The following is a 23115-nucleotide window of genomic DNA, read 5'->3' as shown; positions in this document are numbered from 1 at the left end:
GATTATGCAAGGAGAACGTTATACGTATCTTGGTCGTCGAGGACGAGCGGGCGCTGTGCGATGCGATCGCACGCAGCCTGCGCAACTTGGCCTATAGCGTCGACTGCTGCTACGACGGACAACAGGCCCTCGATCTGCTCGATGTCGAGACCTTTGATCTTGTTGTGCTCGACCTCAATCTCCCCCATGTCGACGGCATGACCGTGCTCAGGCAACTCAGGACAACTGATTGTGAGACCAAGGTGCTTGTGCTCTCGGCACGTGGCGAGGTCTCCGACAAGGTAGCGGGGCTCGATGCGGGCGCCAACGACTACCTCACCAAGCCGTTCCATCTTGACGAGCTGGCGGCACGCATACGCAGTCTCACGCTCAGGCGCTTTACGCAAAACGACGTTGTTCTAGCCTGTGGATTGTTGAGCTTTGACACCAAGGCGCGCCTCGCCTCCGTGGGCGGCGAGACCCTATCCCTCACGCGCAAGGAGACCGGCATCTTGGAATACCTGATGCTTAACCAGGGGCGGCCGGTGAGCCAGGAAGAGCTTATCGAGCATGTATGGGACAGCAGCGTCAACAGCTTTAGCAACGCGACCCGCGTGCATATCTCGTCGCTGCGCAAAAAGCTGCGCGGTGCGTTGGGGCACGACCCCATCCGCAACCGAATCGGCGAAGGCTACGTTATGGAGGACGGCAAATGAAGCGGCTGTCGCTGCAGTGGCGCATCACGTTGATGACGGCCTTATTGATATGTTCGACCTGCGTACTTATGAATTGCCTGGTTGGCTACTCCGGCATGCGCTACATGGACTCGATTGGTGAGAAGGTATCGGCGCATAGCGAGGTGGAGGCCGCATCACCCAGCTCATTTGACCCGACAAACAAAGAGCTCGACGATGAGTTGGCCATCGTCGTGAGCGACGCCCAAGCATCGTTTAGCGCGACGAGCTGGTGCATAACCGCGGCGGTGACGCTGCTCGGCGGCGTGCTGGCCTACTTTGTAAGCGGACATGCGCTGCGGCCGTTGCGCTCCTTTGCGACGCAAGTCGAGAGCGTGCGGCCCGACAACCTCGCCGACACAAAAATCAGCGAGGACGTGCCCTCTGAACTCAGGCGCTGCAGCGCGTCGTTTAACGACATGATTGCCCGCCTTGACGAGGGATTTTCCGCACAAAGACAGTTTACGGGCAATGCGGCGCACGAGCTGCGCACGCCGCTCGCGCTCATGCAAGCCCAGGTTGAGCGTTTTGCGCTGAGCACCCCGACGCCGATGCCGATACAGCGAGCCTGCTCCGGCTGCTGCAGGAGCAGACCGAGCGAATGACGCACATGACAAAGACCCTGCTCGAGATGAGCGAGCTGCGCAGTGTCCCTTGCAACGATGCGATTGACCTGGCGCCGATGATCGAAGAAGTACTCACGGACCTGGCGCCCCTTGCCGAGCAAAAAGACATCACGCTTACAAGTGAGGGCGACGCGCAAACGATCGGCAGCGATACGCTAATCTATCGGCTGCTGTTCAACTTGGCCGAAAACGCCATTCGCTACAGTGCGCCCAGCTCAACCGTGCAAATCGGCGCCCGTGCCGAAGGCGACCGCGTGCTGCTTCGCGTGCGTGACCAAGGGCCGGGCATTCCCAAGCAATACCAGACGAGCATCTTTCAGCCCTTCTTTCGTGTCGACAGATCGCGCAGCAGAGCATATGGCGGTGTGGGGCTGGGGCTTGCGCTGGTCTGGGAGATCGCCGCGCTTCACGGCGGCTCCATCGAGGTCGAAGAAAGCTCGGAGCGCGGAACGACCATGCTCGTGATTCTTCCCGCTCGCGCACCCGGCTCATTATAATAACGAACGGGATGGCACGCCGTGTGGTGTACCATCCCGCACATAACATCGAAGATGTGACAAAGGGACCGTCCCTTTGTCACATCTGCTAGTTCTCGTCGCCTACCAGCTGAGTTAGCTTACTCCCACTCGACCGTGCCGACGGGCTTCGGCGTGAGGTCGTAGCACACACGGCAGATACCGGGAACCTCGGCGGTCACGCGGGCGGTAATACGCTTGAGCAGCGCCCAGTCGAGTTCGGGCACCTCGGCGGTCATGACGTCAACGGTGTTGATGCAGCGGATGATGCAGGGCCAGTCGTAGGCGCGTTTACCCTCACGCACGCCGGTGGCGCGGAAGTCGGGCACGACGGCAAAATACTGCCAGATGGTCAGACCTGCCTTGTCGATCTCCTCGCGCACGATGGCGTCGGCTTCGCGCAGCGCCTCAAGACGATCGCGGGTAATGGCGCCAAGGCAGCGGACGCCCAGGCCAGGACCGGGGAACGGCTGACGCTCAACCATGTTCTCGGGCAGGCCGAGCTCGCGGCCCACGACGCGCACCTCGTCCTTGTACAGCAGCTTGACGGGCTCGCAGAGCTCAAACTGCAGGTCCTCGGGTAGACCGCCCACGTTGTGGTGAGCCTTCACGCCGTCCTGGGACTCCAGAATGTCGGGGTAGATGGTGCCCTGGGCGAGGAAACTGACCTCGTCACCGACCTTGCGGGCCTCCTCCTCGAACACGCGGATAAACTCGGCGCCGATGATCTTGCGCTTAGCCTCGGGCTCGTCGACGTCGACGAGCTTATCGAGGAAGCGGTCGGTAGCGTCCACATAGACCAGGTTGGCGTCCATCTGGTTCTTGAACACGTCGACGACCTGCTCGCTCTCGCCCTTGCGCATGAGACCATGGTTCACATGCACGCAGATGAGCTGCTTGCCGATGGCCTTGATCAGGAGCGCCGCGACGACCGAGCTGTCAACGCCGCCGGAAAGGGCCAGCAGAACCTTCTTGTCACCGATCTGCTCGCGGATTGCGGTGACCTGCTCGCCGATGAACGCCTGAGCAAGTTCGGGAGTGGTGATACGCACCATATCGTCGGGACGCTTGTTGGGATCCATGCAGGGCTCCTTTTCGGGTCGATGGAACGCGCCGCGCATATGCAAACGCGCTGTCATATGACCTCATTATATGCAGAGAGGTTCGTTTCCCATCGCTGCGACGGAGCTTTTTGCAGGGGCGGCAGTTTTTCCTTATGCCAAGGTTAGCTCTACCTCGACAACGACCTTAAGAGCATCGCCAATAGACTCTTCCATTATTCGTTCGGCACAATCGTAGGCGATACCCACAAATTCAAGTCCCGAGCAACAGGAGTACAATTGCTGCTATTGTTGCCAGCTGTTGGGAGATGGAAGATGGACTGCGATGGCTACCCATGCGTTCCCATGCCGTTGATGTGCACTGCCTTTGTGCCGGGGCAGATTGACGCTGCGGTTGCAGGCATTTCCGACCCCGATTCACGCACCATCGCCACGGCAGAAGCGCTGTACTTTCGCGGACAGGCCGCCCTCGCTGCCAAGACGGCGCGCCCCTATCTTGACGCCACCGATTCCGCACTGCGCTATTCCGCATGCTTTATCTGCGGATACGCCAGCCTGTCGCTCAACCGTATCGCCGACGCCCGCCGTTGTCTTGCGGGCATCCTCGATACGCCAACTGACGAGGAATCACCCGCCGTCCACGCCACGCATATCCTGTTCGCCTCGGCCGCAAGCGTCCTGCTGCACTTGTCTTCCCCGTATTCTGCCGAAGAGTTTTATCCGCTTGCGGCGCATCTGCCCGAAGGCCTGCGCCTGTTCGCCAGCTACGTGATGGCGCATGCCCTGTACCTGCGCGGCGAATACGGCCGCAGTCTGGGCATGGCGGAAAACGCCCTGATCATGAAACAGGGGAGCTATCCGATCTCGGAACTGTTCCTGCACCTGGCAGCTTCCATGGCATGCATGAGTCTCAAAGACGTCGACGCCGCAAAAACGCACTTCGGAGCCGCTTGGAACATTGCGCGCCCCGACGGCCTTATCGAGCTCATTGGCGAGCACCACGGCCTTTTGCAGGGGCTCATCGAGGCATGCCTAAAATCGCAATACCCTGACGATTTCGCACGTATCATCGAGATTACGTATCGATTCAGCTACGGCTGGCGGCGCATCCACAACCCCGATTCGGGCGAGGACGTGGCTGACGACCTGACGACCACAGAGTTCACCATGGCCATGCTCGCCTGCCGCGGATGGACCAACGCCGAAATCGCTCGTCATATGGGCGTGTCGCCGGGCACTGTTAAAAACCGCCTATCCGGCGTATATGCAAAGCTTGGCATCGGCACGCGCGCCGAGCTGGTCGCTCATATGTTGCGTTAGCGACCGGGCTGCCAAGCGCATCGAACGCGATCCGGAGCCCGGCACTTCGCTCGCCTAAATTGGACATTTTGACCCTTGAACGGCACTACCGCCACGGGGCACCTTCTCGCAAAATTGGATTATTTCCACCGATACCTGCGGGATGGGAGCCCAAGATGCTTGATCGCCGTTCGTTACTTGTTGCCGGAGCGTCCTCGCTAGCGAGCATCATGTTGCCTCGCGTGCCGGGAAGCGAAAATGCCTTCCTGCTGCCGTTCGCGCCCACCGAAGCCTATGCCGACGAAAAAGACCCCTTCAGGGTGCTCGTTCTCTCGCGCACCATGTTTGGTGTGGTCGTGGTCGACGTCGCCAACAAGAATATGCCCGTCAAGGGAGCGCAGGTCACGCTCGCGTCGCGTTATGCCGCGGGCAAGCAGCTCTCCGCCACGACCGACGATGAGGGCACGGCCATCTTTGAGGTCGCGCCGCTTTCGGAAGGCTACGTGGACGAGGCAACGCTTCTCGACGCGTACGACTTTAACGGCGGCATCTCCATTAGCATGGCGGGCTACCGCGATGTCGAGATTCCCCTTGCGCGTATCCAGGGCGGCACCGCCATAACCGCGCCCACGCGTCCGCTTTCCGACGGCGAGCCGTACTTCCGCCAGCTCACATTCGACGAATGGGACATCCAATACGCTGAAGCCACGTTCATGGCATTGCCGAAGGACGACACGGCAAACGAGCAGCCCGATACGCACGCCTTTACCGTGCAGGCACATCTGCCACAGGGTGGACAGGCAACGCTGCGCATCAACAAAGTGATGCCCGCTGCGGGCAGCTCAACCGAAACCGTCACGCAGATCGACCAGATCAAGGCCAGCGCATCGGGCGCGGATAATCTGGCGACGTTCACGCTTGAAGACACGTTCCTCGATGCAGCTTCGGGCCTTCTGGAGGAAGGGTGCAAGCTGCGCTTTATGCTCGACTACCAGGGCAAAACCTACACACTCTCATCCCCTATGGCCGTTGTCACCGCGCCGGCCGCAAAGGCGGAATCCGGATCGACCACTATCGTCCCCACCACCATGGACCAAGAGATCACTCCGTTTGATTTCCCCGCGGCGTTTCCCGGCATCGGCGGTAATAAGTTCACGTGTTGGATGCCCACATTTCCGATCCTCTTCGATTTCTCGTTTGCCGGGTACGTGCTGTTTGGCGGAGGATACAAACCAGCCAGCTATATGAACGATTCGGGCAACCCTGATCCGGAGTACTGGAAGAAGTCACCGCGCGAATCGGGCGCCAAGCAGGCAAACCGCTACCTCGACGAGATGGAGGGGAAGTGGAATCAGTACAAAAGTATGAGTGCCGGTTCGGGCACCGATCCAAGAAACACCAAGCTCCTTCGCCACCATTGCACGCCGCTGTTCACGATGGATATCGCCACACAGCTGTACGGCTCGCTCGCCTACGATTGGGTGGGCAAAACCTGGGGCAACAACAACGACCCCGCATACGGCAATATTAAGGCCCTCTTCCAGGTAAGAACCGACCTCAATTGGACCGAGCAGTTTGCCCTAGGACCGGTACCGTTTTTCCTAAACGTCAACCCCTGGGTGCTGGCAAAACTGGCGCTCGCCGTGGGCGCCCACACGCACGGTAGCGGCGCGGCGTTTTTCAAGAACATTTCGCTCGACTACTCCAACACGTCGGGCTCGTTCACCATCCAGATCGGGCTTGCCGTCACCTTTGGCGCCGGCGTTGCAGGCGTCGCTTCGTCTGCCGTGCGTGGCGCCGCATCCCTCACACTGTTCATTGGGTACGAGAAAGCGGACGGCCACCAGCTTCCGCGGCTGCGTGTAGGCGCAGACGTCGATGTCGATGTGATACTCCAGTTCGTGATGTTCAAATGGACCACCAAGGCCTGGTCGGGGTCGTGGCCCACACTCGCCGATTCGTGGAATATGTCGGTGAACAACGGCGACCAGTATGTGCTCCAGCGCTCTGAGCTTGCATTGGGTGGGGATACGCCTTATACGCTGGATGCCTGCTTCGGCTCGGCCGGCAACGCCGAGGCAGGTGGTGTGCCGCAATTTATCGCATCTGCCACCATCGTCACCAACGCCGAGCTACTCGCACGCGCCGAGGTTGCAGCCACCGCGAAAAACGTCGCGTCTGTCGGACGCGATTGGGACCGGGCGGTCACACGCATTGAGCTCGAGGCAGACGCGGAGAGCGACGACACGGAACAGGTTGAGCATTTTGTCCACGCACTGATGGAAAACAACGAAAACACCGCGCCGATGTATGAGTACACCCATATCGGGCAGGCGAAGGACGCCGTTGCGGACCCCAACGCCAATTCTGCTTGTGTGTCGGAGGACGATCGCGGCGGCATAAAACCCTCGAGCGACAACGTGCTGTTTTCCGGCGTGCTCAGCGAAGCCCACATGAGGCTAACGATGATCGCCGGCGTGGAGTGCCTATTCCGTATCGCCTCGGTGCGCTACGGCGACAATGGTCGCTCGCGCCTGGTGGTACACACAAAGGCAAACGGCACGTGGTCCGCTCCCACGCCCGTGGACTTCCCCCTTGGGTTTGGCGAGGGCGACGTAGAGCGTGACGGCATATTCGATTACGACTTCGACGTGGTGGAATATACAGACGGGAGGGAAAACCAGGACGCCTACGTGCTGCTGGTCTCGGGCGAGCGCCCCGCCGGCGACAACACCCTTTTCGATACGGCAAGCACAGCCGGCATACTGTCCGTCGTGCGCCTGCGCATAAGCAATGACGAGATCCGCGTGGTGTCGCACACGTCGTGGCGCAGTATCTCGCGCGGCCGCCTTCAGGAGGATGGCTACCATTGCCTGCAGTGTCCACGTATCACGGTGGGCAAGACACTGGTCGACGGGCGCCTGTCGGGTGCCTACCTCCACCGCCGCGGAGCCACCGCAGAAAAGGCGCTCGGCAGCGAGGCCGAGGTTGCGCTGGAGTGCTTTACCCTGTGGTTGGACGTTTCGGGCGACAGCCTGACGTTCCGCCAAGTTCTCCGCTTTCCGCAAGCACCGTCGAGTATCGAGCTGGGCGCACCCGAGAATATCAACGGCAAAATGGTGGTGCCCGTTGCGTACGAGACCGCAGGCGGTTGCGGCTGCGCATCGTACGCCGTGATCGGCCAGTCCATCGCGGGTTGGGGCGTTATGTCACCAGACGCCACAGTACCCCACGCGGTGCCGTGGCCGCAGCACACGGGCTTTTTGGCAACCGTCAACGAGCAACTGCAGCATATTACGTGGACGCGAGGCGCATCGGCATTTGCAACGCAGCCCGTGGGTGCCGCAGGCTGTGGCCCGGCGTCGTTTAGCGTAAGCAGCAACGGCAGGTGCGTGCTCTATGTAGAGAATACCGATGGCAAGGTGGGACAAACCTACGACGAAGAAGGCAACCCGGTAGCAGTGATGGGCAAGCACTTCCGCATCTTCGCCAGCACCTTGGCAGGCGATCTGTTCACGGAGCCGTTCGTGATGTGCGAGCTGGACCATCCCGTCGATCAGATAACGACATTTTTGACGTCGGGAGGCATGCTCTCCGCGCTCGCCACGCACATTGTGAGCGCGGAGAAGAGCGAGGCAAAGCTGCACGGCATCGAAGTGCCCTTGGTGGCGTGTGCCACTCCGACGGGCGCGGTCGCTACCTCGGGCGCGGTGGTGCCCGGAGCAGCAGGCGAATCCTTTTTGGTCACGGTGCGAAACGACGGCAACACCTTGCTGACCGCCGGCACGATCGATCTGTACCGAGAGGGCTCCAGCCAGCCGTTCTCCAGCGCATCCATCGGATTCGGAGCGAACGCACGCATGGCTTCGATCTACGATCCAGAGCTTGCCGAGGACGCTTCGGCCAACGATATGGCACGCGTGAAATACGCACTCGAGACGCTGGGCGCACGTTTTGCAACGCACCCGCTGGTTGCCGACAATGGAAACGCCGTGCTGGCACCGGGCTGCACGGCACAATTCCGCATGAGCTTTGCCATCCCGGAGAGCTGGGGCGACGAGGTGGGCAAACGCGTCACGCTGTATGCGAAGGCGCGTGACCTGGTGGCGCTCGATCCCGTAACGCTCGAGGAAATCCGACCCGGCGCAAACTCGGCACTGGGCGCCGTACTGCACGAGCTTCATGTGCCCGACGCGGCATGCGAACGCTCAGAAGTGCAGGTCGGCGTATGCGGCAGCGCGGATACGACAGGACTTCACGACGCCCCGATGACAGCAGACGGCGATGGTGGCTCGAGTGGCGGCGGCGCTGACGAGGGCGGCGGATCCGACGGAAGCAGCTCCGGCAGTGGCAAGGACCACGGCAATAACAAGCGTTCCGGAAAAGCGGGCGTGCTTGCGGGCACGAGCGATGTCAACGCTCCCCTCATGGCAGCCGCTGCAGCACTCGCCGCGGCAGGCGCCGGCCTCGTCGCCTACAGCGCCCGCCGTACGGCACTCGAAACCGACACCGCCAATGAGGTCAATTCGGATACGCCTCGCTAGCTCCTAGCTGTTTTTTCGAGAGACGCCGACTCGGCTCATCGAACATCAAATGGGCTGGTTCTGGATACCCAGAGCCAGCCCATTACGCATTAGATGTCGTCAGAGGAGTCGAGTTCTGCCTCGAGCTTGGCACGGCGTCTTTTCGCCGTGAAAAAAGTTGCGCACAGGGCAGCAAACGTGGCCGCGAAAATCGTCGCACCGCAGAACACGCCCGTGGCCAGGTTCGCCAACCAAAAGACGCTTTCGAGCGGTACGATCTGCGCCTCAGCGATACAGCGCATTGCGGCAATAACAAGCGCGAACGCGGCGCCGCTAAGACCGCTGACAAGCATGAAATATCCAACAGGAAGATGCTCGGTTTGCCCAAAACGATTGGTATCGACATAGCCCTTCCGCGTTTGCAGTCCTGCGCAAATCAACATCACGATAACGAGCCACAAATACATGGCTGCCTCGAACGGCGTTGCAAAGCCATGCGGCATTTCACTAGCGTCGCTGTGAACCCACGCAACCTGTCGAGCTATAAACTGGTAGAAAAAGATCATCAACATGCCAAACGAAAGCAGCACGAAACCAATCTTGTAGATCTTCGCGTTCTCAGCCTCCAGGCGCTCATCCTTTGGGCCGGCATATTCACGCCACTTTTGCACGATTTTCAGATCTTCATATTTCATAGCGAACTCCTAAAGAGTATTAGGGTCGACGTCGCTCTCGTCTTCCCAAAACAAGTCGTTCAACGTAACGCGTAGCGCTTTACAGATTGCCACGCACAAATTGAGCGTGGGGTTGTAGCCGCCCGCCTCGATCAGGCCGATGGTCTGGCGCGCAACGCCCACGGCCTGGGCCAAGTCAGCTTGCGAAAGGCCAACCGCCGCGCGCGCCGCCTTCATGCGTAGGTTCTTTTTGCCCGGCATGGAGTTCCTTTCGTAGTAATGGACAGATATCCGTTGCAACATGACAGAAATATATTGTATCCTTCACAAGATGTCAACTATATCTGTCATTATGGAAACCATGTCCGCCATCGCCATGTGGACATAACAATTTCGATTCGCTATTCAAACTTACTCGGACAAAACCGACTCGGTTTTGTCCGAGTAAACGCGAGCGTAAACTATCACTGTCCGCTATTCGACATCCGGCCCCTCCCCCATCAGCCATCGGGCGATGTCGACCACCTTAATCCCCTCATAATCAACAGCCTCGTGCTTTGTTCGCGCAATGACCATTTTGGGATACGCATCACGTATCGCAAGCAGGGGTGCCACTTCGCGTTCAAAAGTCTCCTGACGCGAAATGTCATCGCTAACTTGGATATACACTCGCTCATCGCGACGAATTGCCACGAAGTCGATTTCCTTCTTATAAAGCACCCCGACATAGATTTCCCAACCGCGTCTTAGGAGCTCTATGGCGACCATATTTTCATATACGTGCCCGAAGTCGAGCTTTTTAGTGCCCAGTTTTGCGTATCTGATTGCATGATCCGATAAATAGTATTTATCACCCGAAGTGAGGTACTTTTTACCGCCTACGTCATAGCGGCGCACTCGATAGAACGCAAAGGCCTGGCATAAATATCCGAGGTACTGGGCGAGCGTTGCCACGGAAACGCGTGTTCCGGCAGCATCCAGCGCAGCCACAATCCCGCTAACAGAAGATATGTTACCGATATTGTCCATTAGGAAATCGCATGCACGTTCTAGCTGCACCTTGTTACGAACCCCATGCTTTTCTTCCACATCACGCAAAACCAAGACATCTAGCACGTTCGCAATATATCGATAGCGAGCTCGCTCGCTAGGATACAAATATGAGCCAGGCATTCCGCCCTCTCTCAAATATCGGTCAAGCGCTTCGTCCGGGTTATGAATTTCGTGATATGTCGAAAACTCAAGCAAGGAAAACGGAAATACTTCAACCTCATATGTCCGCCCGCGAAAAAGCGTCGCCAAATCACTCGAAAGCAAGAAAGCGTTGGAGCCAGTAACGTAGATATCGTATTTTCCCGATGCATGAAGGCTATTGACCACTTTTTCGAACCCAACGCAGGTTTGCACCTCATCGATCATCACAATGTTATCGAGGCCCTCGCAATAGCCTTCCTCAACGTAGCGATGCAATGCTCGATAATCCGTTAGTTCCTCGAATTCGAGGAGATTGAAATTGATGCGGATAATATTGGCATCGGGGTCGGCCTCACGAAAGCGATCAGCAAGAGCTTCCAGTAGAACAGATTTGCCGCACCTACGAATGCCGGCAATAACCTTGATGTCCGGCGTTCCCTTAGCGCCAAGAAGCGCTTCCATATATTGAGGACGTTCGATAATCTTCATATCTTCACCGTTCTATTAAATAAAAGCTCTCTTGATTCGTTTTCGTTTAATATATGTCTTATTCTACTAAATGAAATCAAATAACTCTTGATTTCATTCAGCTATTTCTCCCAATAAAGTAACATCAATCAATATACCACGAACGATTGTTCGATGGATTTCGTGTTGGGTGGAATCGTCTGTGGGCTGGGCTATGCTACTTTGACTATCTATATGACTTAAACGCAGCAAAGGAGCACCGAGAGAGCGAGTATGGCAAAAAACACCGCAAACTATGGTAACGACAGTATCCGCCAGCTCAAGGACGAGGAGCGCGTACGCCTGCGCCCCGCCGTCATCTTTGGCTCGGACGGACTCGACGGTTGTGCGCATGCCGCCTTCGAGATCCTGTCCAACGCCGTTGACGAGGCGCGCCAGGGCTACGGCAAGCTCATCACCCTCACCGCTTTTCGCGATGGCTCTATTCAGGTAGAGGACAACGGCCGTGGCTGCCCGCTCGACTGGAACCCCTCCGAGAAGCGCTTTAACTGGGAGCTCGTCTTTTGCGAGCTCTACGCCGGCGGCAAGTACAACAACAACCAGGGCGGCGACTATGACTTCTCGCTCGGCACCAACGGCCTGGGCTCGTGCGCGACCCAGTACGCCTCCGAGTACATGGACGTCACCGTCTGGCGCGACGGCAACAAGTACTCCCTGCACTTTAAGAAGGGCAAGGTTGTCGGCGCCAAGAAGAAGGCACTCGAGATTGAGCCCAGCGACGAGAACCGCACCGGCACCACTATCAAGTGGCGCCCCGATCTTGAGGTCTTTACCTCGATCAGCATTCCCCACGACTGGTATCGCGAGACCATGCGCCGCCAGGCCGTGGTCAACGCCAACGTGACCTTCCGCCTGCGTATTGAGGGTGACGATGGCGAGTTTTCCGAAGAGGATTTTTGCTATCCCAAGGGCATCGAGGACTACGTGCTTGAGAAGGTCGGTACCGACTACCTTACCGAGCCCTTCTTTATTGAGGCCGATCGTCGCGGTCGCGATCGCGAGGACCTGCCCGATTACAACGTAAAAATCACTGCTTGCATGTGCTTCTCGCGCACTTTCATGATGCAGGAGTACTACCACAACTCATCATGGCTCGAGAACGGCGGCTCGCCCGAGAAGGCCGCGCGCAGTGCTCTGACCAGCGCCATCGATGCCTACATTAAGGGCCAAGGCAAGTACAACAAAAACGAGAGCGGCATTAAGTGGCAAGACGTTCAGGACTGTCTGGTACTGGTGACCAACTGCTTCTCCACTCAGACGTCCTACGAAAACCAGACCAAGAAGGCCATCAATAACCGCTTTATCCAGCAGGCCATGACGGCATTCTTTAAGGAGCGCCTCTCGACCTACTTGATCGAGAACAAAGACGCCGCCAACAAGATCATGGAGCAGGTACTCATCAACAAGCGCTCGCGCGAGAACGCCGAGAAGACGCGTCAGAGCATTAAGACCAATCTGCAGCAGAAGACCGACATGGCCAACCGCGTGCAGAAGTTCATCGACTGCCGTTCCAAGGACAAGAACCGTCGCGAGATCTACATCGTAGAGGGCGACTCGGCAGCAGGCGCCATCCGCACGTCGCGCGATGCCGAGTTCCAGGGCGTTATGCCCGTCCGAGGCAAGATCCTCAACTGCCTGAAGGAGGATTATCCGCGCATCTTTAAGTCCGACATCATCATGGACCTCATGCGCGTGCTGGGCTGCGGCGTGGAGATCAAGGACAAGCGCATCAAGAACCTTGGTGCCTTCGACTTGGACAACCTCAACTGGAACAAGGTCATCATCTGTACGGATGCCGACGTCGACGGTTATCACATCCGCACACTCGTGCTCACCATGCTCTACCGCCTGGTGCCCACGCTTATCGACGAGGGGTACGTGTATATCGCCGAGTCGCCGCTCTACGAGATCAACTGCAAAGAGAAAACCTACTTTGCCTACACCGAACTCGAGAAAAACGGCATCCTCAAAGAGATTGGCGGCCAGAAGTGTTCCATCAACCGCTCCAAGGGTCTTGGTGAAAACGATCCGGACATGATGTGGCTCACCACCATGAACCCCGAAACGCGCCGCCTGATCAAGGTGGAGTCCGAGGACGTCACCAAGATGGAAACCATGTTCAACCTGTTGCTGGGCAACGACGAGGCGGGCCGTAAGCGCCATATCTCCGAGCACGGCAAGGAATACCTGGACCAGCTAGATCTGCAGTAGCAGCAAATCAATAACGACGGCCCATAAGAAGTTCAAGAGGAAATCGTGGCAAAGAAGAAGACGAAGAACCAGCCAAAGAAAAAGCAGGTCAACGCCGAGAACGTCATCGGCCTGCACTCCGAGGTCACCGACCAGCCGATCACGCAGACGCTCGAGGTCAACTACATGCCCTACGCCATGAGCGTTAACGTGTCGCGTGCGTTCCCCGAGATCGATGGCTTTAAGCCCTCGCACCGCAAGCTACTCTACACCATGTACAAGATGGGCCTGCTCAAGGGCGAGCGCCAGAAGAGCGCCAACATCGTGGGCCAGACCATGAAGCTCAACCCGCACGGCGACGGCGCGATCTACGAGACGATGGTGCGCCTGGCCACCGGCAACGAAGCGCTTCTTGCCCCCTTCGTGGAGTCAAAGGGCAACTTTGGCAAGTACTATTCGGGCGACCTGAGCTACGCCGCCTCGCGTTATACCGAGGCCAAACTCGCGCCCATCAGCGCCGAGATCTTCAAGGACATCGACAAGGACCCGGTCGACTTTGTTGACAGCTACGACGGTGCCATGAAGGAGCCGCGCCTGCTGCCCACCACGTTCCCCAACATCCTCGTCTCGGCCAATAAGGGCATCGGCGTCGCCATGGCATCCGACATCTGCGGCTTCAACCTCAACGAGGTCTGCACTGCCACGATGCACTACCTGCAGGATCCCGACTGCGACCTGCTCGAGTACATGCCCATGCCCGACTTCTCGACCGGCGGCGAGATCATCTACCGCCGCGAGGAGATGGAGAAGATCGTCGAGACCGGCCTTGGCAGCTTCCAGATTCGCTCCCGCTGGCGCTGGATTCCCGAAGAGCGCATCATCGAGGTCTACGAGATTCCCTACACCACCAAGACCGATGTCATCATCGAGCGCATCGTCAAGCTCTCCAAAGAGGGCAAACTCAAAGAGATCGCCGACATCCGCGACGAGACCGACCTTTCGGGCCTGCGCATCGCAATCGACCTTAAGCGCGGTGTCGACCCCGATAAGCTCATGGCCAAGCTCTACCGCTCAACCACGCTGCAGGACTCGTTCTCATGCAACTTCAACGTGCTGGTCGACGGCTACCCCCGCGTTATGGGCGTGCGCCAGATCCTGCACGAGTGGGTCGCATGGCGCATTCAGTCCACGCGTCGCCGCATTAACTTTGACCTGGGCAAAAAGTCCGAGCGCCTGCACCTGCTGCACGGCCTCGAGGCGATCCTGCTCGACATCGACAAGGCCATCGCCATCATTCGCGGCACCAAGCTTGAGGCCGAGGTCGTGCCCAACCTTATGAAGGGTTTCGACATCGACGAGACCCAGGCCGAGTTTGTTGCCGAGCTTAAGCTCCGCAACATCAACGAGGAGTACATCCTCAACCGCACCAAGGACATCGCAAAACTCGAGGGCGAGATTACCGAGCTCGAGGAGATCCTCTCCAGCGAGGAGAACATCAAGAAGGTCATCAGCGACGAGCTGGCCGCGGTCAACAAGAAGTACGTGATGCCGCGCCGCACGGGCAGGATCGAGCCCCATGAGGTTATCGAAGTAAGCTTGGAGCCCGAGGTCGAGGAGTACCCGGTCACTATCATGCTCTCGCGCGATGGCTACCTTAAGAAGATGACGGACCGCGTGCTCAAGAAGGCGACCACACTCAAGTACAAGGACGGCGACAAACCCTTTATCGAGTTCCCGTCCTCCAACACTCACGAGCTGCTGGTCTTTACCAACAAGAGCCAGGTATACAAGTGCAAGGTTGCGGCGTTTGAGGATACCAAGTCGGCCCAGCTGGGCTCATACCTGCCGACCGACCTCGAAATGGAACCCGACGAGAGCGTGCTCTGGGTCATCGACCCCGAGGATTACAAAGCCGACGTACTGTTTGTCTTTGAGAACGGCCGTGTGGTGCGCGTCGCACTTGCCGGATACGTCACCAAGACCAACCGCAAGCGCCTTAAGAACGCCATCTACGGCGGCAGTAAGCTGCTGTATGCGCAGGTGCTCAAGGAAGATCGCGACATCGCGCTGGTCTCGAGCGACTATCGTTTGATGAACTTCAACACGTCGCTGCTTAAGACCAAGACGACCACCAACACGCAGGGCGTCCAGGCTTTCACGGCCAAGAAGGGCCGCTCGGTCACCACCATCGGCACGACCGAAGAGATTCTTGGTGCCGGTGTCTCGGCCGAAAAGTTCACTGCGCAGAGCCTGCCTTCTGCCGGTGCCCTCATGAAGGAAAACGACATGCCGAGCCTGTTTGACTAAAACAACGGCAGAACCGCCATAAGCTCTTAAAACGGTGGGGCCCGGAACGCAGCAACATCGCGCTCCGTGCCCCGCTCGTTGCAACGTATATCATATGCCCCACACAGGAATCGCTTGGACATCCTTGGTAATAAGGTATGGATCCGGGGTTTGGCAGACAACGTGTCCAAACCCAATTTCATAGCCGGTCAGGCCCTCGAGACAGGAAAAATTCTTCACCGCATCTTTGCCCACCGTGGCCGACATCTTCACCTCGACGGGATGGAGAATATGGCCCTCTTGGATGAGCAAATCAATTTCGCGCTTCTTTTGGTCTCGATAGAACCATACGTCGCGAAGGCTCTTCCCCGTGTTCATAAAGCTCTTCAAAATTTCCGAGACAACGAACGTCTCAAATATATGCCCCGCCGCGGCCCCATTGCGCAATTGCTCCGGCGTTATCCACCTCGTTAGATGACAAACAAGACCTGTATCCATAAAGAATATCTTAGGGGTCTTGGTCAGACGCTTATCAACATTAGGCCAAAAGGGCTCGACAATCCGAACGATGTTCGACGCCTGCAAAACCGAGAGCCAAGCCTTCACCGTCTTACGGTCGACGTCAACGGTGTTTCCAATATCGGTGGCATTTAACAGTTGCCCCGTTCTCGCTGCGCACGCGACCATAAAGCTGTAGAACTTCGCCTCATCCTTTACGTTTACAAGATCGCGAACATCGCGTTCGAGATATGCGGCAACGTAGTCGGAATAATAGGAGTCCCAATCGATAGTTGGGTCTTGCAGTTCGGGCATCGAACCCCTATGGATGATGTTCCAAATATTTCCCGAAGACATCTTAGAGGCCAAGGAAACCTTTTTGGGGATATACGGACGAGGGCCCTGGGGACCACCAACGAGTTCGCGCAAGCTTAAAGAGGGCATCTCCAGAATTCTAATCCTCCCCGCCAAGGATTCGCTCACCCCTTTCATAAGGTGATATGTCTGGGATCCCGTGAGGACGATTCGTCCCTTCTCCTCTGATTGATCGACAACCCACTTCACCGGAGAAAAAAGCTCAGGCACTCGCTGAATCTCATCAATGATGATCGGCAGATCATGAGACTCGAAAAACAGGGCGGCGTCCTCTTTTGCAAGAAGATAATCCCGCGGGTTCTCCATCGAAACATAGTCGAATCGGTCGCCTAGATGTTGCTTGAGAACCGTCGTCTTCCCAACTTGGCGCGCTCCGGTCACCAAGACAACTTTTCCCTGTCCCAGCATCGAATCTATCGTCTGTTCAATTTCGCGCTCGATGTACATACAATCGCCTCCCGTTATGGAGTCTATTATCTCGTACAAACGTTAATTGGTCAAAATCGGGAGCGCTACTCCCGATTTTCACTCACAGTCTTCTGCCCGATTCTGGCCCCAGCAGGGTCTCAGAAATTGCCAAGCGTATGGGCGTCGCCAGCAACTATGCAAGTCAATACAAACGCCGCCTCCTCGAGGACGGCGTTATCGGGGAACGTGGACGTGGCCTCGTCGGCTTCGACATCCCCGCGTTCAAGGAGTTCCTGAGCGAGAAGGCCTCCTAGCGCGCCAAGATTGTCCGCAAGGACTTCAACGCATGGCAATCAGCATTCCTCTTGGTAAGGACAGCAAGCATTTCCACTAGTGTTGATTGCCATGCGCTCTTCGAGCCCTTAGGCGAGCTTGCGAGCGAGCTCTCGCACCTTTTCCAGCTTGGGCGAGGAGGCCATGCTGTCGCGCTCGGTCATGCCGCTAATGGTGACAATGCCCTGGTCCTCCCACTTGCAGTACGCGCAGGCTGACTTGTACATAGCGATAGCCGCATCATAGACGCCCTCGCTGTGGCTATCGAGCAAAAGGGCCGTCTTGGTGAACGGGAAGCCCGTAGCACCGAAGGCGTACAGGCGGTCGATGACAGCCTTCTCCTGTGCAGTGATATCAAACCAGTAGATAGGCGAAGCGAAGACAACCATGTCGGTGTCTTTCAGCGACTCGATCACGTTGGCCATGTCATCCTTCTGCACGCAGACGCCCTCATGGGCGAAGCAGTATTGGCATCCCAAGCAGCCGGCGATCTTCTTGCTGGCAACGCGGACGACCTCGACCGCATTGTCGCCCTCACGCGCGGTCTCGGCAAACGCCTCAACCATGGTGTCGGTATTGGCGCCCTTGCGCGGGCTGCCGCTCAATACAACGATTTTCATAGGATTCCCTCTCCTTCATGCCGCAGGCGCGCAGCATGTTTTCTTGTAACCAAAACGAATGGAGCTATTCAGTCGTCTGTAGACCGCATCTCTCGTTCGTGCCCTCCAAAGAAGGTGCAAGCAGAAGCATCACGGGCATTGATCAGCGCCGATATGGATCACGACATGAAACCGTAAGGGTTGGCCAGAGGTTGCTAGATTCAATAACTCTCAGCAATGGAGCGAATGACGACTTCGGCGATATAATCCGTGTCATCTTGATTGTTCCTGCGCGGAAGGTACAGCTCATGTCCAAGCTCAACATCGACCAGCGATCGATTCGCGATCTTCTCACCGATAAGCGATCAGACTTCCTCATCCCCGACTACCAGAGGCCCTACGCCTGGGGCGAGGATGAATGCGCAACGCTGTGGGATGACCTGTTCTCGTTCGCTTTTCCAGGCGATGACTACGAGCGTTTCGACAGCGAAAACGACGAATACTTTCTAGGGCCCATCGTCACCTTTAAGAACCTCTCTGGCCAACTTGAGATCATTGACGGCCAGCAGCGCCTCACCACCATCATGCTGCTGCTCCGCGCGTTCTACGACAAGTTCACCAACATGAAGGATAAGCAGTCTGTGAAGATGCGCGAGGCAATCGCCCGTTGTGTATGGAAAACCGACGAGTTCGACGAGCCCGACATGGAGCGCCTCAAGATCGACTCCGAGGTTGCATCGGACAACGACAAGAATGAATTCCTCGAGATTTTACGAGAGGGCAACGTAGGCGATGGCTGGAAGAGCGCTTATGCCCGCAACTTCGCTTTCTTCCAGAGGAAAATTGAACAACTGGTGAGCGAGTGGCCCACCTACACCGTCTACATGGCCACACGCGTCATCAACAATGTGATACTGTTACCCATTGAAGCGGAGTCGCAGGACACCGCGCTACGCATCTTCTCGACTCTAAACGACCGAGGGCTGCCTCTCTCGGATGCCGACATCTTCAAAAGCCAGTTCTACAAGCATTATTCCGACACGGGGCGCAAGGACGAGTTCATCCGTCGCTGGAAGGCGCTCGAGGAGGGAGCGAACGCTATCTTCCGGCCCATGCGCGGTACACCAACCGATGAGCTATTTACGCGCTATATGTACTACCGCCGCGCGAAGAAAGGCATCCGCGACACGACCACCGCATCGTTGCGCGACTTCTTCGGTGCCGATGGCTACGCCATGCTCAAGGAGGACGCCACGCTCGACGATCTCGAGGCGCTGCTCGGCTTCTGGAAACGCGTCGACGCGCAGGAAGGGTTCAGCGAGCGCGTGCTCCGCAGGCTCTTCGTGCTGAACTACGCCCCCAACGGCATGTGGACCTATCTGCTAAGCGTCTGGTTCCTTGCCAACCGCGACAGCAAAAGTGTCCTCGATGACGAGGCACTCTACGGCTTTCTAAACAAGATCACGGCATTCGTTCTCGCCTACGCCATTGAGCGTCCCGGCGTAAATGCGCTGCGTTCGCCAGTGTATCCCGAGATGATCAACATCGTGGAGCACCGCCCGGTGGAGTTTCCCAACCACCACTTCAATCGCGCAAATATTGCTGAGCGATTCCGAACCTACGTGTTCACCAACGGCAGGCCTGTAACGAAGTCCATGCTCACTTGGTGGGCGTACGCAGACCCAGATCAACCACTCATGGACCTAGACACTACGCTCGAAATTGAGCACATCTATGCCAAGAAGCGCAACGAGGTAGACCCGCTCGTCGACCAATCCAACCTGGAGGCGCTGGGTAACAAGGCGCTGCTCGAGAAGCGTGTAAACATCCGCGCGGCCGACTACAGATTCTGCGATAAACGCAAGTACTATGAGGGATACACCGACGGCAATGGCAAGCGCAAAGCCGGAACAAAGATCGCGGAACTCAAGCGCCTGACACAAGTCATGGGAGACTTCACCGAAATAGACATCGCGACTCGCACGGCTCAGATCATCGATGCCTTCGTGGACTACCTGGGCGACAACGGACTTTTGAGCTAAGGAGCGAACATGTTCGAAAGACTAACCAAGCACGCTGGCAAGCTGGAGGACAGAAACATGAATGTCGAGCTTGGGGGCGGGACGCTCGGACTCGAGGATTTCGTCGACGATTTCTATGAACTGGACGGGTTCGCGGACACCAGCTACTTCGAGACGCTTGAACGCCATGGCATCGACACCTCGGAAGGCATAGGCAGCTGCGACATCGACCATGGGGACATTGACCTGATACGTGCATGCATCACGTGGTGCGTTCGTGGCGACCGCTTCTGCGACGGACTCCTTGCCGCGCAAGCCAGGAGCGGGTTTCTGGACCGCTGCCTCTTCCGGCTGAAGGAGCTCGACGAGGGCTGAACGGCGGCCACGAAGACGTCTGGCGCTGCGACAGCACAGCGATGCGACAATGCCATGCCGTCGCACTCCGTCATGCCACCAAATCAAAAGCGGAACCATCGCTCAATCTTGAGATGCATTGACCAAAGGCTCACGTTTCTACCGAGAAGTCGAGAGCGCGGGGCACACTGTGGCGCTTTATCCTCAGCTCATAGCTGCACTGCTTACTTAAAATGAACCCGTGGTCAAGATGAACTACGAGAATCATAGCGGGCGGATACCGCCCGTATGCCCCCTTCGGAATAGGCGGGCTCGCCGGCGTTCACGGCACGGTAGATGGTGGAGAAGCTCACGACGCAGCGCCCGCCGCGCTCGAGGCGGGACCTGCCGTCTATCTGCTCGGGCGACCGGCGGTCGTCGACGATGCGCCTGCGCACCTCGGCCGCGAGGGCCGGGTCGGAGAGCCTCTTGCGGGGCCTGCAGGCCTTGCGGCGGGCGTCGGAGCGCGACTGGGCGGCGATGGCCCCGTAGCGCCCGTTCCGGCCGTTCCTGGCGATCTCCCTGCTCACCGTGGACTTGTTCCTGCCTATCGCAGCGGCGATAGCCGAGACCCCCTCATGCCTCGCGTGCATCTCCGCTATCCTGTCGCGCTCCTCGGCGCTAAGATGCCTGTAGCGGCGCATGTCCCCTCGCTCCGACGTTGACCTAGACAGCCAACATCGTAGCCCCCGGGAGTGCGCCACGCTCGTGAGCAGGCCCCATGCCGTTGCACTCAGAATGCTAATCCGCCGCCCTAAAAAACGCCTCGAAACCCCTTCTGAGATTTCGAGGCGCAGAACGCGCGATGCTTTTTTCCTTTTAAAGACAATAGCCTACCAAATGCCAAGCAGATGCTGCATGCCCAGGCTCACCAGAGCGATGCCGATCCAGCAGCACAGACCCATAAAGATGGGTTTGCCGCCCGTCTTAACCAGCTTGACTATATTGGTGTTGAAACCAATCGCCGCCATAGCCATAACAATGAAGAACTTGGAGAGCTCCTTTATGGGCGCGGTCACGCCCGCAGGTAGCGCGAAGACCGTGGTGATCACGCTGGCAAGCACAAAGAAGAGGATAAAGAAGGGGAAGATCTTCTTGATATCGAACGTGCCCGCAGCTTCGCCGCCCTCGCCGTTCGCGGCGGCGCGCTTGGCCTTGTGAACCTGCCAAAATGCCAGCGCCAGCGTGATGGGGATGATGGCGAGCGTGCGGGTGAGCTTCACAATGGTCGCCTCGTCCAACGTATTGGCGCCAGGGTGTATGCCGTCCCACGCGGCAGCGGCGGCGGTTACGGACGAGGTGTCGTTGACGGCGGTGCCGGCAAACAGGCCAAAGCCCTCGTTTGAAAGGCCAAGCATGCCGCCAAGAGCCGGGAAAATAAGCGCGGCGATGATGTTGAACAAGAAGATGACGCTGATGGCCTGCGCGATCTCCTCATCGTCCGCATCGATAACCGGAGCGGTCGCCGCGATTGCCGAGCCGCCGCAGATTGACGACCCCACGCCCACCAGAGTGGAAATCTTGGTGGGGATCTTGAGGGCGCGATGCAGGGCGAAAGAAATCACCAGCGACGTGGTGATAGTCGCCACGATAATGGGCAGCGAACGGGCGCCCACGCGCGCGATCTGGGAAAGGTTGAGGCCAAAGCCCAACAGGATAACCGCGTACTGCAAGATCTTCTTAGAGGTGAACTTGATACCGGGCGCAAACGGCAACGCCGCGTCGTCCTTAATAAACAGCGCCAGCACCATACCGATGAGGATGGCGAAGACCGGCCCGCCGATCACGTCGAAGCGCTTGCCCAAAAACCATGCCGGCAGAGCGATAAGCAGGCATAGCGCCACGCCCCTCCAGCTATCTTGAACCTTGTCCCACGTTCTTTCCGCCATATCTTCTTCCTCTCTATACGCGCCGTCCCTGCATGCGCGGAACCGCTCCGCCGCCTACGACATAAACCCAAATCTCTCTCGGCAAACAGCCAAGATTGAATGCATAGCGATAGTACTACCTTGGCTTATAATTCTTTTCACCCTATTGGTTATCACTCTATAAGTATTTGTTATATATGGACGATGTTATAGATGATTCTTGAGCATAGGAGTCAACGTGCTGGATTACCGCACCCATACGTTCTTGACGGTCTGCAGGCTGGGCAGCTTCACGCAGGCGGCAGCGGAGCTCCATATCACCCAGCCCGCCGTATCGCAGCATATCCGGCAGCTCGAGGCGCATTACGGGTGCGCCCTCTTCCACAAGGGCGGCCGGCGCGGCGAGCTCACGCAAGCGGGGGCGATGCTGTTTCGAGCGCTCGAAACAATGGAGAACGATGAGACGAGGCTCAAGGCGCAAGCGAAAGCCCTAACGCTGGAGCAGCCCGCCAAGGCTCCCCTGCGTTTTGGCTGCACGCGCACCATCTGCGACTATTGGATTCCCCGCGTACTCGCCCGCCATATGGCAAAACATCCCGACGAGATGGTGCAGATGAGCGTTGGCAACACGCAGGAGCTTGTGGAAGGCCTGGAGGCCGGTACTATTGATTTCGCCTTGGTAGAAGGATCCTTTAACAGGGCCCTCTTCGACTCCGCCCCGGTATCGCGCGAGCGCTATGTAGCTGTTGGGAGCGCAGATGAGTTCGACGCGTCCTATAAGCCGGTATCCATGGCCAGCCTACTCGACCGCAGGCTCATCCTACGCGAAGCGGGGTCGGGCACGCGCGAGATCCTAGAGAAGCACCTCGCCGCGCGCGACCTCGATCTTGACGACTTCGCAGGCACGTTCGAGGTCGCCAGCATCCCCGCCATCAAGCTGTGCGTCCGGGCGGGGACTGGCATTACGTTTGGCTCTGTTAGACCAGGATTGACATACATGTGTCCCCACGG

18 protein-coding genes are annotated in these 23115 nt (G+C 57.8%); 10 read left to right on the top strand and 8 right to left on the bottom strand.

The genetic code is table 11. The features are described from left to right. Nucleotides 1-20: 20 nt before the first annotated feature. The 3 genes from DXD94_RS07255 to DXD94_RS09875 are packed head-to-tail and all read left to right on the top strand — an operon-like array spanning nt 21 to nt 1836. Nucleotides 21-695, top strand: a complete 675-nt coding sequence (locus DXD94_RS07255) for a response regulator transcription factor (protein ID WP_117563590.1) — start codon at nt 21-23, stop codon at nt 693-695. Next, on the top strand, nt 692-1318 hold the full coding sequence (locus tag DXD94_RS09880; RefSeq protein ID WP_233539380.1) for a hypothetical protein: 627 nt from the start codon (nt 692-694) through the stop codon (nt 1316-1318). Before DXD94_RS07255 ends, DXD94_RS09880 begins: the two co-directional genes overlap by 4 nt. Next, nucleotides 1315-1836: a cell wall metabolism sensor histidine kinase WalK gene (locus DXD94_RS09875; protein ID WP_233505217.1), complete on the top strand. Its 522-nt coding sequence runs from the start codon at nt 1315-1317 to the stop codon at nt 1834-1836. Before DXD94_RS09880 ends, DXD94_RS09875 begins: the two co-directional genes overlap by 4 nt. 119 nt (nt 1837-1955) lie before the next feature. On the opposite strand, the gene guaA is transcribed toward DXD94_RS09875, so the two are convergent. Next, nucleotides 1956-2936 (bottom strand): glutamine-hydrolyzing GMP synthase, encoded by a 981-nt coding sequence (gene guaA / locus DXD94_RS07245; RefSeq protein ID WP_117763670.1) that lies wholly within the window; start codon nt 2934-2936, stop codon nt 1956-1958. A gap of 294 nt (nt 2937-3230) precedes the next feature. Between guaA and DXD94_RS09725 the strand changes: the two genes are divergently transcribed. Continuing rightward, nucleotides 3231-4235: a helix-turn-helix transcriptional regulator gene (locus DXD94_RS09725; RefSeq protein ID WP_199568417.1), complete on the top strand. Its 1005-nt coding sequence runs from the start codon at nt 3231-3233 to the stop codon at nt 4233-4235. 155 nt (nt 4236-4390) lie between these two features. Further along, nucleotides 4391-8758 (top strand): hypothetical protein, encoded by a 4368-nt coding sequence (locus DXD94_RS07235; RefSeq protein ID WP_117763669.1) that lies wholly within the window; start codon nt 4391-4393, stop codon nt 8756-8758. A gap of 89 nt (nt 8759-8847) precedes the next feature. Here the strand turns inward: DXD94_RS07235 and DXD94_RS07230 are convergent, their stop codons facing one another. The 3 genes from DXD94_RS07230 to DXD94_RS07220 all read right to left on the bottom strand — a co-directional run bounded on the left by DXD94_RS07230 (nt 8848) and on the right by DXD94_RS07220 (nt 11094). Continuing rightward, complete coding sequence (locus DXD94_RS07230) at nt 8848-9432, bottom strand: hypothetical protein (protein ID WP_117743328.1); 585 nt, start codon at nt 9430-9432, stop codon at nt 8848-8850. A 9-nt stretch (nt 9433-9441) separates the two neighbouring features. Beyond that, a complete protein-coding gene (locus DXD94_RS07225; RefSeq protein WP_117763668.1) occupies nt 9442-9672 on the bottom strand; it encodes a helix-turn-helix transcriptional regulator in 231 nt (76 codons plus the stop codon). 213 nt (nt 9673-9885) lie between these two features. Next, a complete protein-coding gene (locus tag DXD94_RS07220; protein ID WP_117763667.1) occupies nt 9886-11094 on the bottom strand; it encodes an ATP-binding protein in 1209 nt (402 codons plus the stop codon). A gap of 252 nt (nt 11095-11346) precedes the next feature. On the opposite strand from DXD94_RS07220, the gene DXD94_RS07215 reads away from it, so the two are divergent. After that, nucleotides 11347-13344, top strand: coding sequence for a type IIA DNA topoisomerase subunit B (locus DXD94_RS07215; protein ID WP_117734600.1), 1998 nt, complete (start codon nt 11347-11349; stop codon nt 13342-13344). 45 nt (nt 13345-13389) lie between these two features. After that, nucleotides 13390-15630: a DNA gyrase subunit A gene (locus DXD94_RS07210; protein WP_117763666.1), complete on the top strand. Its 2241-nt coding sequence runs from the start codon at nt 13390-13392 to the stop codon at nt 15628-15630. Between the two features lie 90 nt (nt 15631-15720). Here the strand turns inward: DXD94_RS07210 and DXD94_RS07205 are convergent, their stop codons facing one another. Together DXD94_RS07205 and DXD94_RS07195 are read right to left on the bottom strand one after the other, a co-directional pair. After that, nucleotides 15721-16929 (bottom strand): ATP-binding protein, encoded by a 1209-nt coding sequence (locus DXD94_RS07205; protein WP_117734602.1) that lies wholly within the window; start codon nt 16927-16929, stop codon nt 15721-15723. 383 nt (nt 16930-17312) lie between these two features. Further along, nucleotides 17313-17843 (bottom strand): flavodoxin family protein, encoded by a 531-nt coding sequence (locus DXD94_RS07195; RefSeq protein ID WP_117734603.1) that lies wholly within the window; start codon nt 17841-17843, stop codon nt 17313-17315. Nucleotides 17844-18130: 287 nt separating this feature from the next. Here DXD94_RS07195 and DXD94_RS07190 point away from each other — a divergent pair, with 287 nt between their 5' ends. Together DXD94_RS07190 and DXD94_RS07185 are read left to right on the top strand one after the other, a co-directional pair. After that, nucleotides 18131-19864 (top strand): DUF262 domain-containing protein, encoded by a 1734-nt coding sequence (locus tag DXD94_RS07190; RefSeq protein WP_117734604.1) that lies wholly within the window; start codon nt 18131-18133, stop codon nt 19862-19864. A gap of 9 nt (nt 19865-19873) precedes the next feature. Then, on the top strand, nt 19874-20218 hold the full coding sequence (locus DXD94_RS07185) for a DUF6508 domain-containing protein (RefSeq protein WP_117763665.1): 345 nt from the start codon (nt 19874-19876) through the stop codon (nt 20216-20218). Between the two features lie 224 nt (nt 20219-20442). Here DXD94_RS07185 and DXD94_RS07180 read toward each other — a convergent pair whose 3' ends face one another. Together DXD94_RS07180 and DXD94_RS07175 are read right to left on the bottom strand one after the other, a co-directional pair. Next, a complete protein-coding gene (locus DXD94_RS07180; protein ID WP_117734606.1) occupies nt 20443-20880 on the bottom strand; it encodes a helix-turn-helix domain-containing protein in 438 nt (145 codons plus the stop codon). Between the two features lie 189 nt (nt 20881-21069). After that, the gene (locus DXD94_RS07175; RefSeq protein WP_117734607.1) at nt 21070-22125 is read right to left on the bottom strand and encodes a YeiH family protein; all 1056 of its coding nucleotides are present in this window, start codon (nt 22123-22125) and stop codon (nt 21070-21072) included. 217 nt (nt 22126-22342) lie between these two features. Between DXD94_RS07175 and DXD94_RS07170 the strand changes: the two genes are divergently transcribed. Beyond that, nucleotides 22343-23115, top strand: a 773-nt coding sequence (locus DXD94_RS07170; RefSeq protein ID WP_147347136.1) for a LysR family transcriptional regulator, incomplete at its 3' end; no start/stop codon positions are given.

The organism is Collinsella sp. TM10-22, from assembly GCF_003466125.1.
Taxonomy (GTDB): Bacteria; Actinomycetota; Coriobacteriia; order Coriobacteriales; family Coriobacteriaceae; genus Collinsella.
This window is presented reverse-complemented; position numbering and strand designations above follow the sequence as displayed.

Excerpts from the sequence above, each read along its gene's own strand:
- DXD94_RS09880 (WP_233539380.1), top strand. The coding sequence starts at position 692 with ATGAAGCGGCTGTCGCTGCAGTGGCGCATCACGTTGATGACGGCCTTA.
- DXD94_RS09875 (WP_233505217.1), top strand. The coding sequence starts at position 1,315 with ATGACGCACATGACAAAGACCCTGCTCGAGATGAGCGAGCTGCGCAGT.
- guaA (WP_117763670.1), bottom strand. The coding sequence starts at position 2,936 with ATGGATCCCAACAAGCGTCCCGACGATATGGTGCGTATCACCACTCCC.
- DXD94_RS09725 (WP_199568417.1), top strand. The coding sequence starts at position 3,231 with ATGGACTGCGATGGCTACCCATGCGTTCCCATGCCGTTGATGTGCACT.
- DXD94_RS07235 (WP_117763669.1), top strand. The coding sequence starts at position 4,391 with ATGCTTGATCGCCGTTCGTTACTTGTTGCCGGAGCGTCCTCGCTAGCG.
- DXD94_RS07230 (WP_117743328.1), bottom strand. The coding sequence starts at position 9,432 with ATGAAATATGAAGATCTGAAAATCGTGCAAAAGTGGCGTGAATATGCC.
- DXD94_RS07225 (WP_117763668.1), bottom strand. The coding sequence starts at position 9,672 with ATGCCGGGCAAAAAGAACCTACGCATGAAGGCGGCGCGCGCGGCGGTT.
- DXD94_RS07220 (WP_117763667.1), bottom strand. The coding sequence starts at position 11,094 with ATGAAGATTATCGAACGTCCTCAATATATGGAAGCGCTTCTTGGCGCT.
- DXD94_RS07215 (WP_117734600.1), top strand. The coding sequence starts at position 11,347 with ATGGCAAAAAACACCGCAAACTATGGTAACGACAGTATCCGCCAGCTC.
- DXD94_RS07205 (WP_117734602.1), bottom strand. The coding sequence starts at position 16,929 with ATGTACATCGAGCGCGAAATTGAACAGACGATAGATTCGATGCTGGGA.
- DXD94_RS07195 (WP_117734603.1), bottom strand. The coding sequence starts at position 17,843 with ATGAAAATCGTTGTATTGAGCGGCAGCCCGCGCAAGGGCGCCAATACC.
- DXD94_RS07190 (WP_117734604.1), top strand. The coding sequence starts at position 18,131 with ATGTCCAAGCTCAACATCGACCAGCGATCGATTCGCGATCTTCTCACC.
- DXD94_RS07185 (WP_117763665.1), top strand. The coding sequence starts at position 19,874 with ATGTTCGAAAGACTAACCAAGCACGCTGGCAAGCTGGAGGACAGAAAC.
- DXD94_RS07180 (WP_117734606.1), bottom strand. The coding sequence starts at position 20,880 with ATGCGCCGCTACAGGCATCTTAGCGCCGAGGAGCGCGACAGGATAGCG.
- DXD94_RS07175 (WP_117734607.1), bottom strand. The coding sequence starts at position 22,125 with ATGGCGGAAAGAACGTGGGACAAGGTTCAAGATAGCTGGAGGGGCGTG.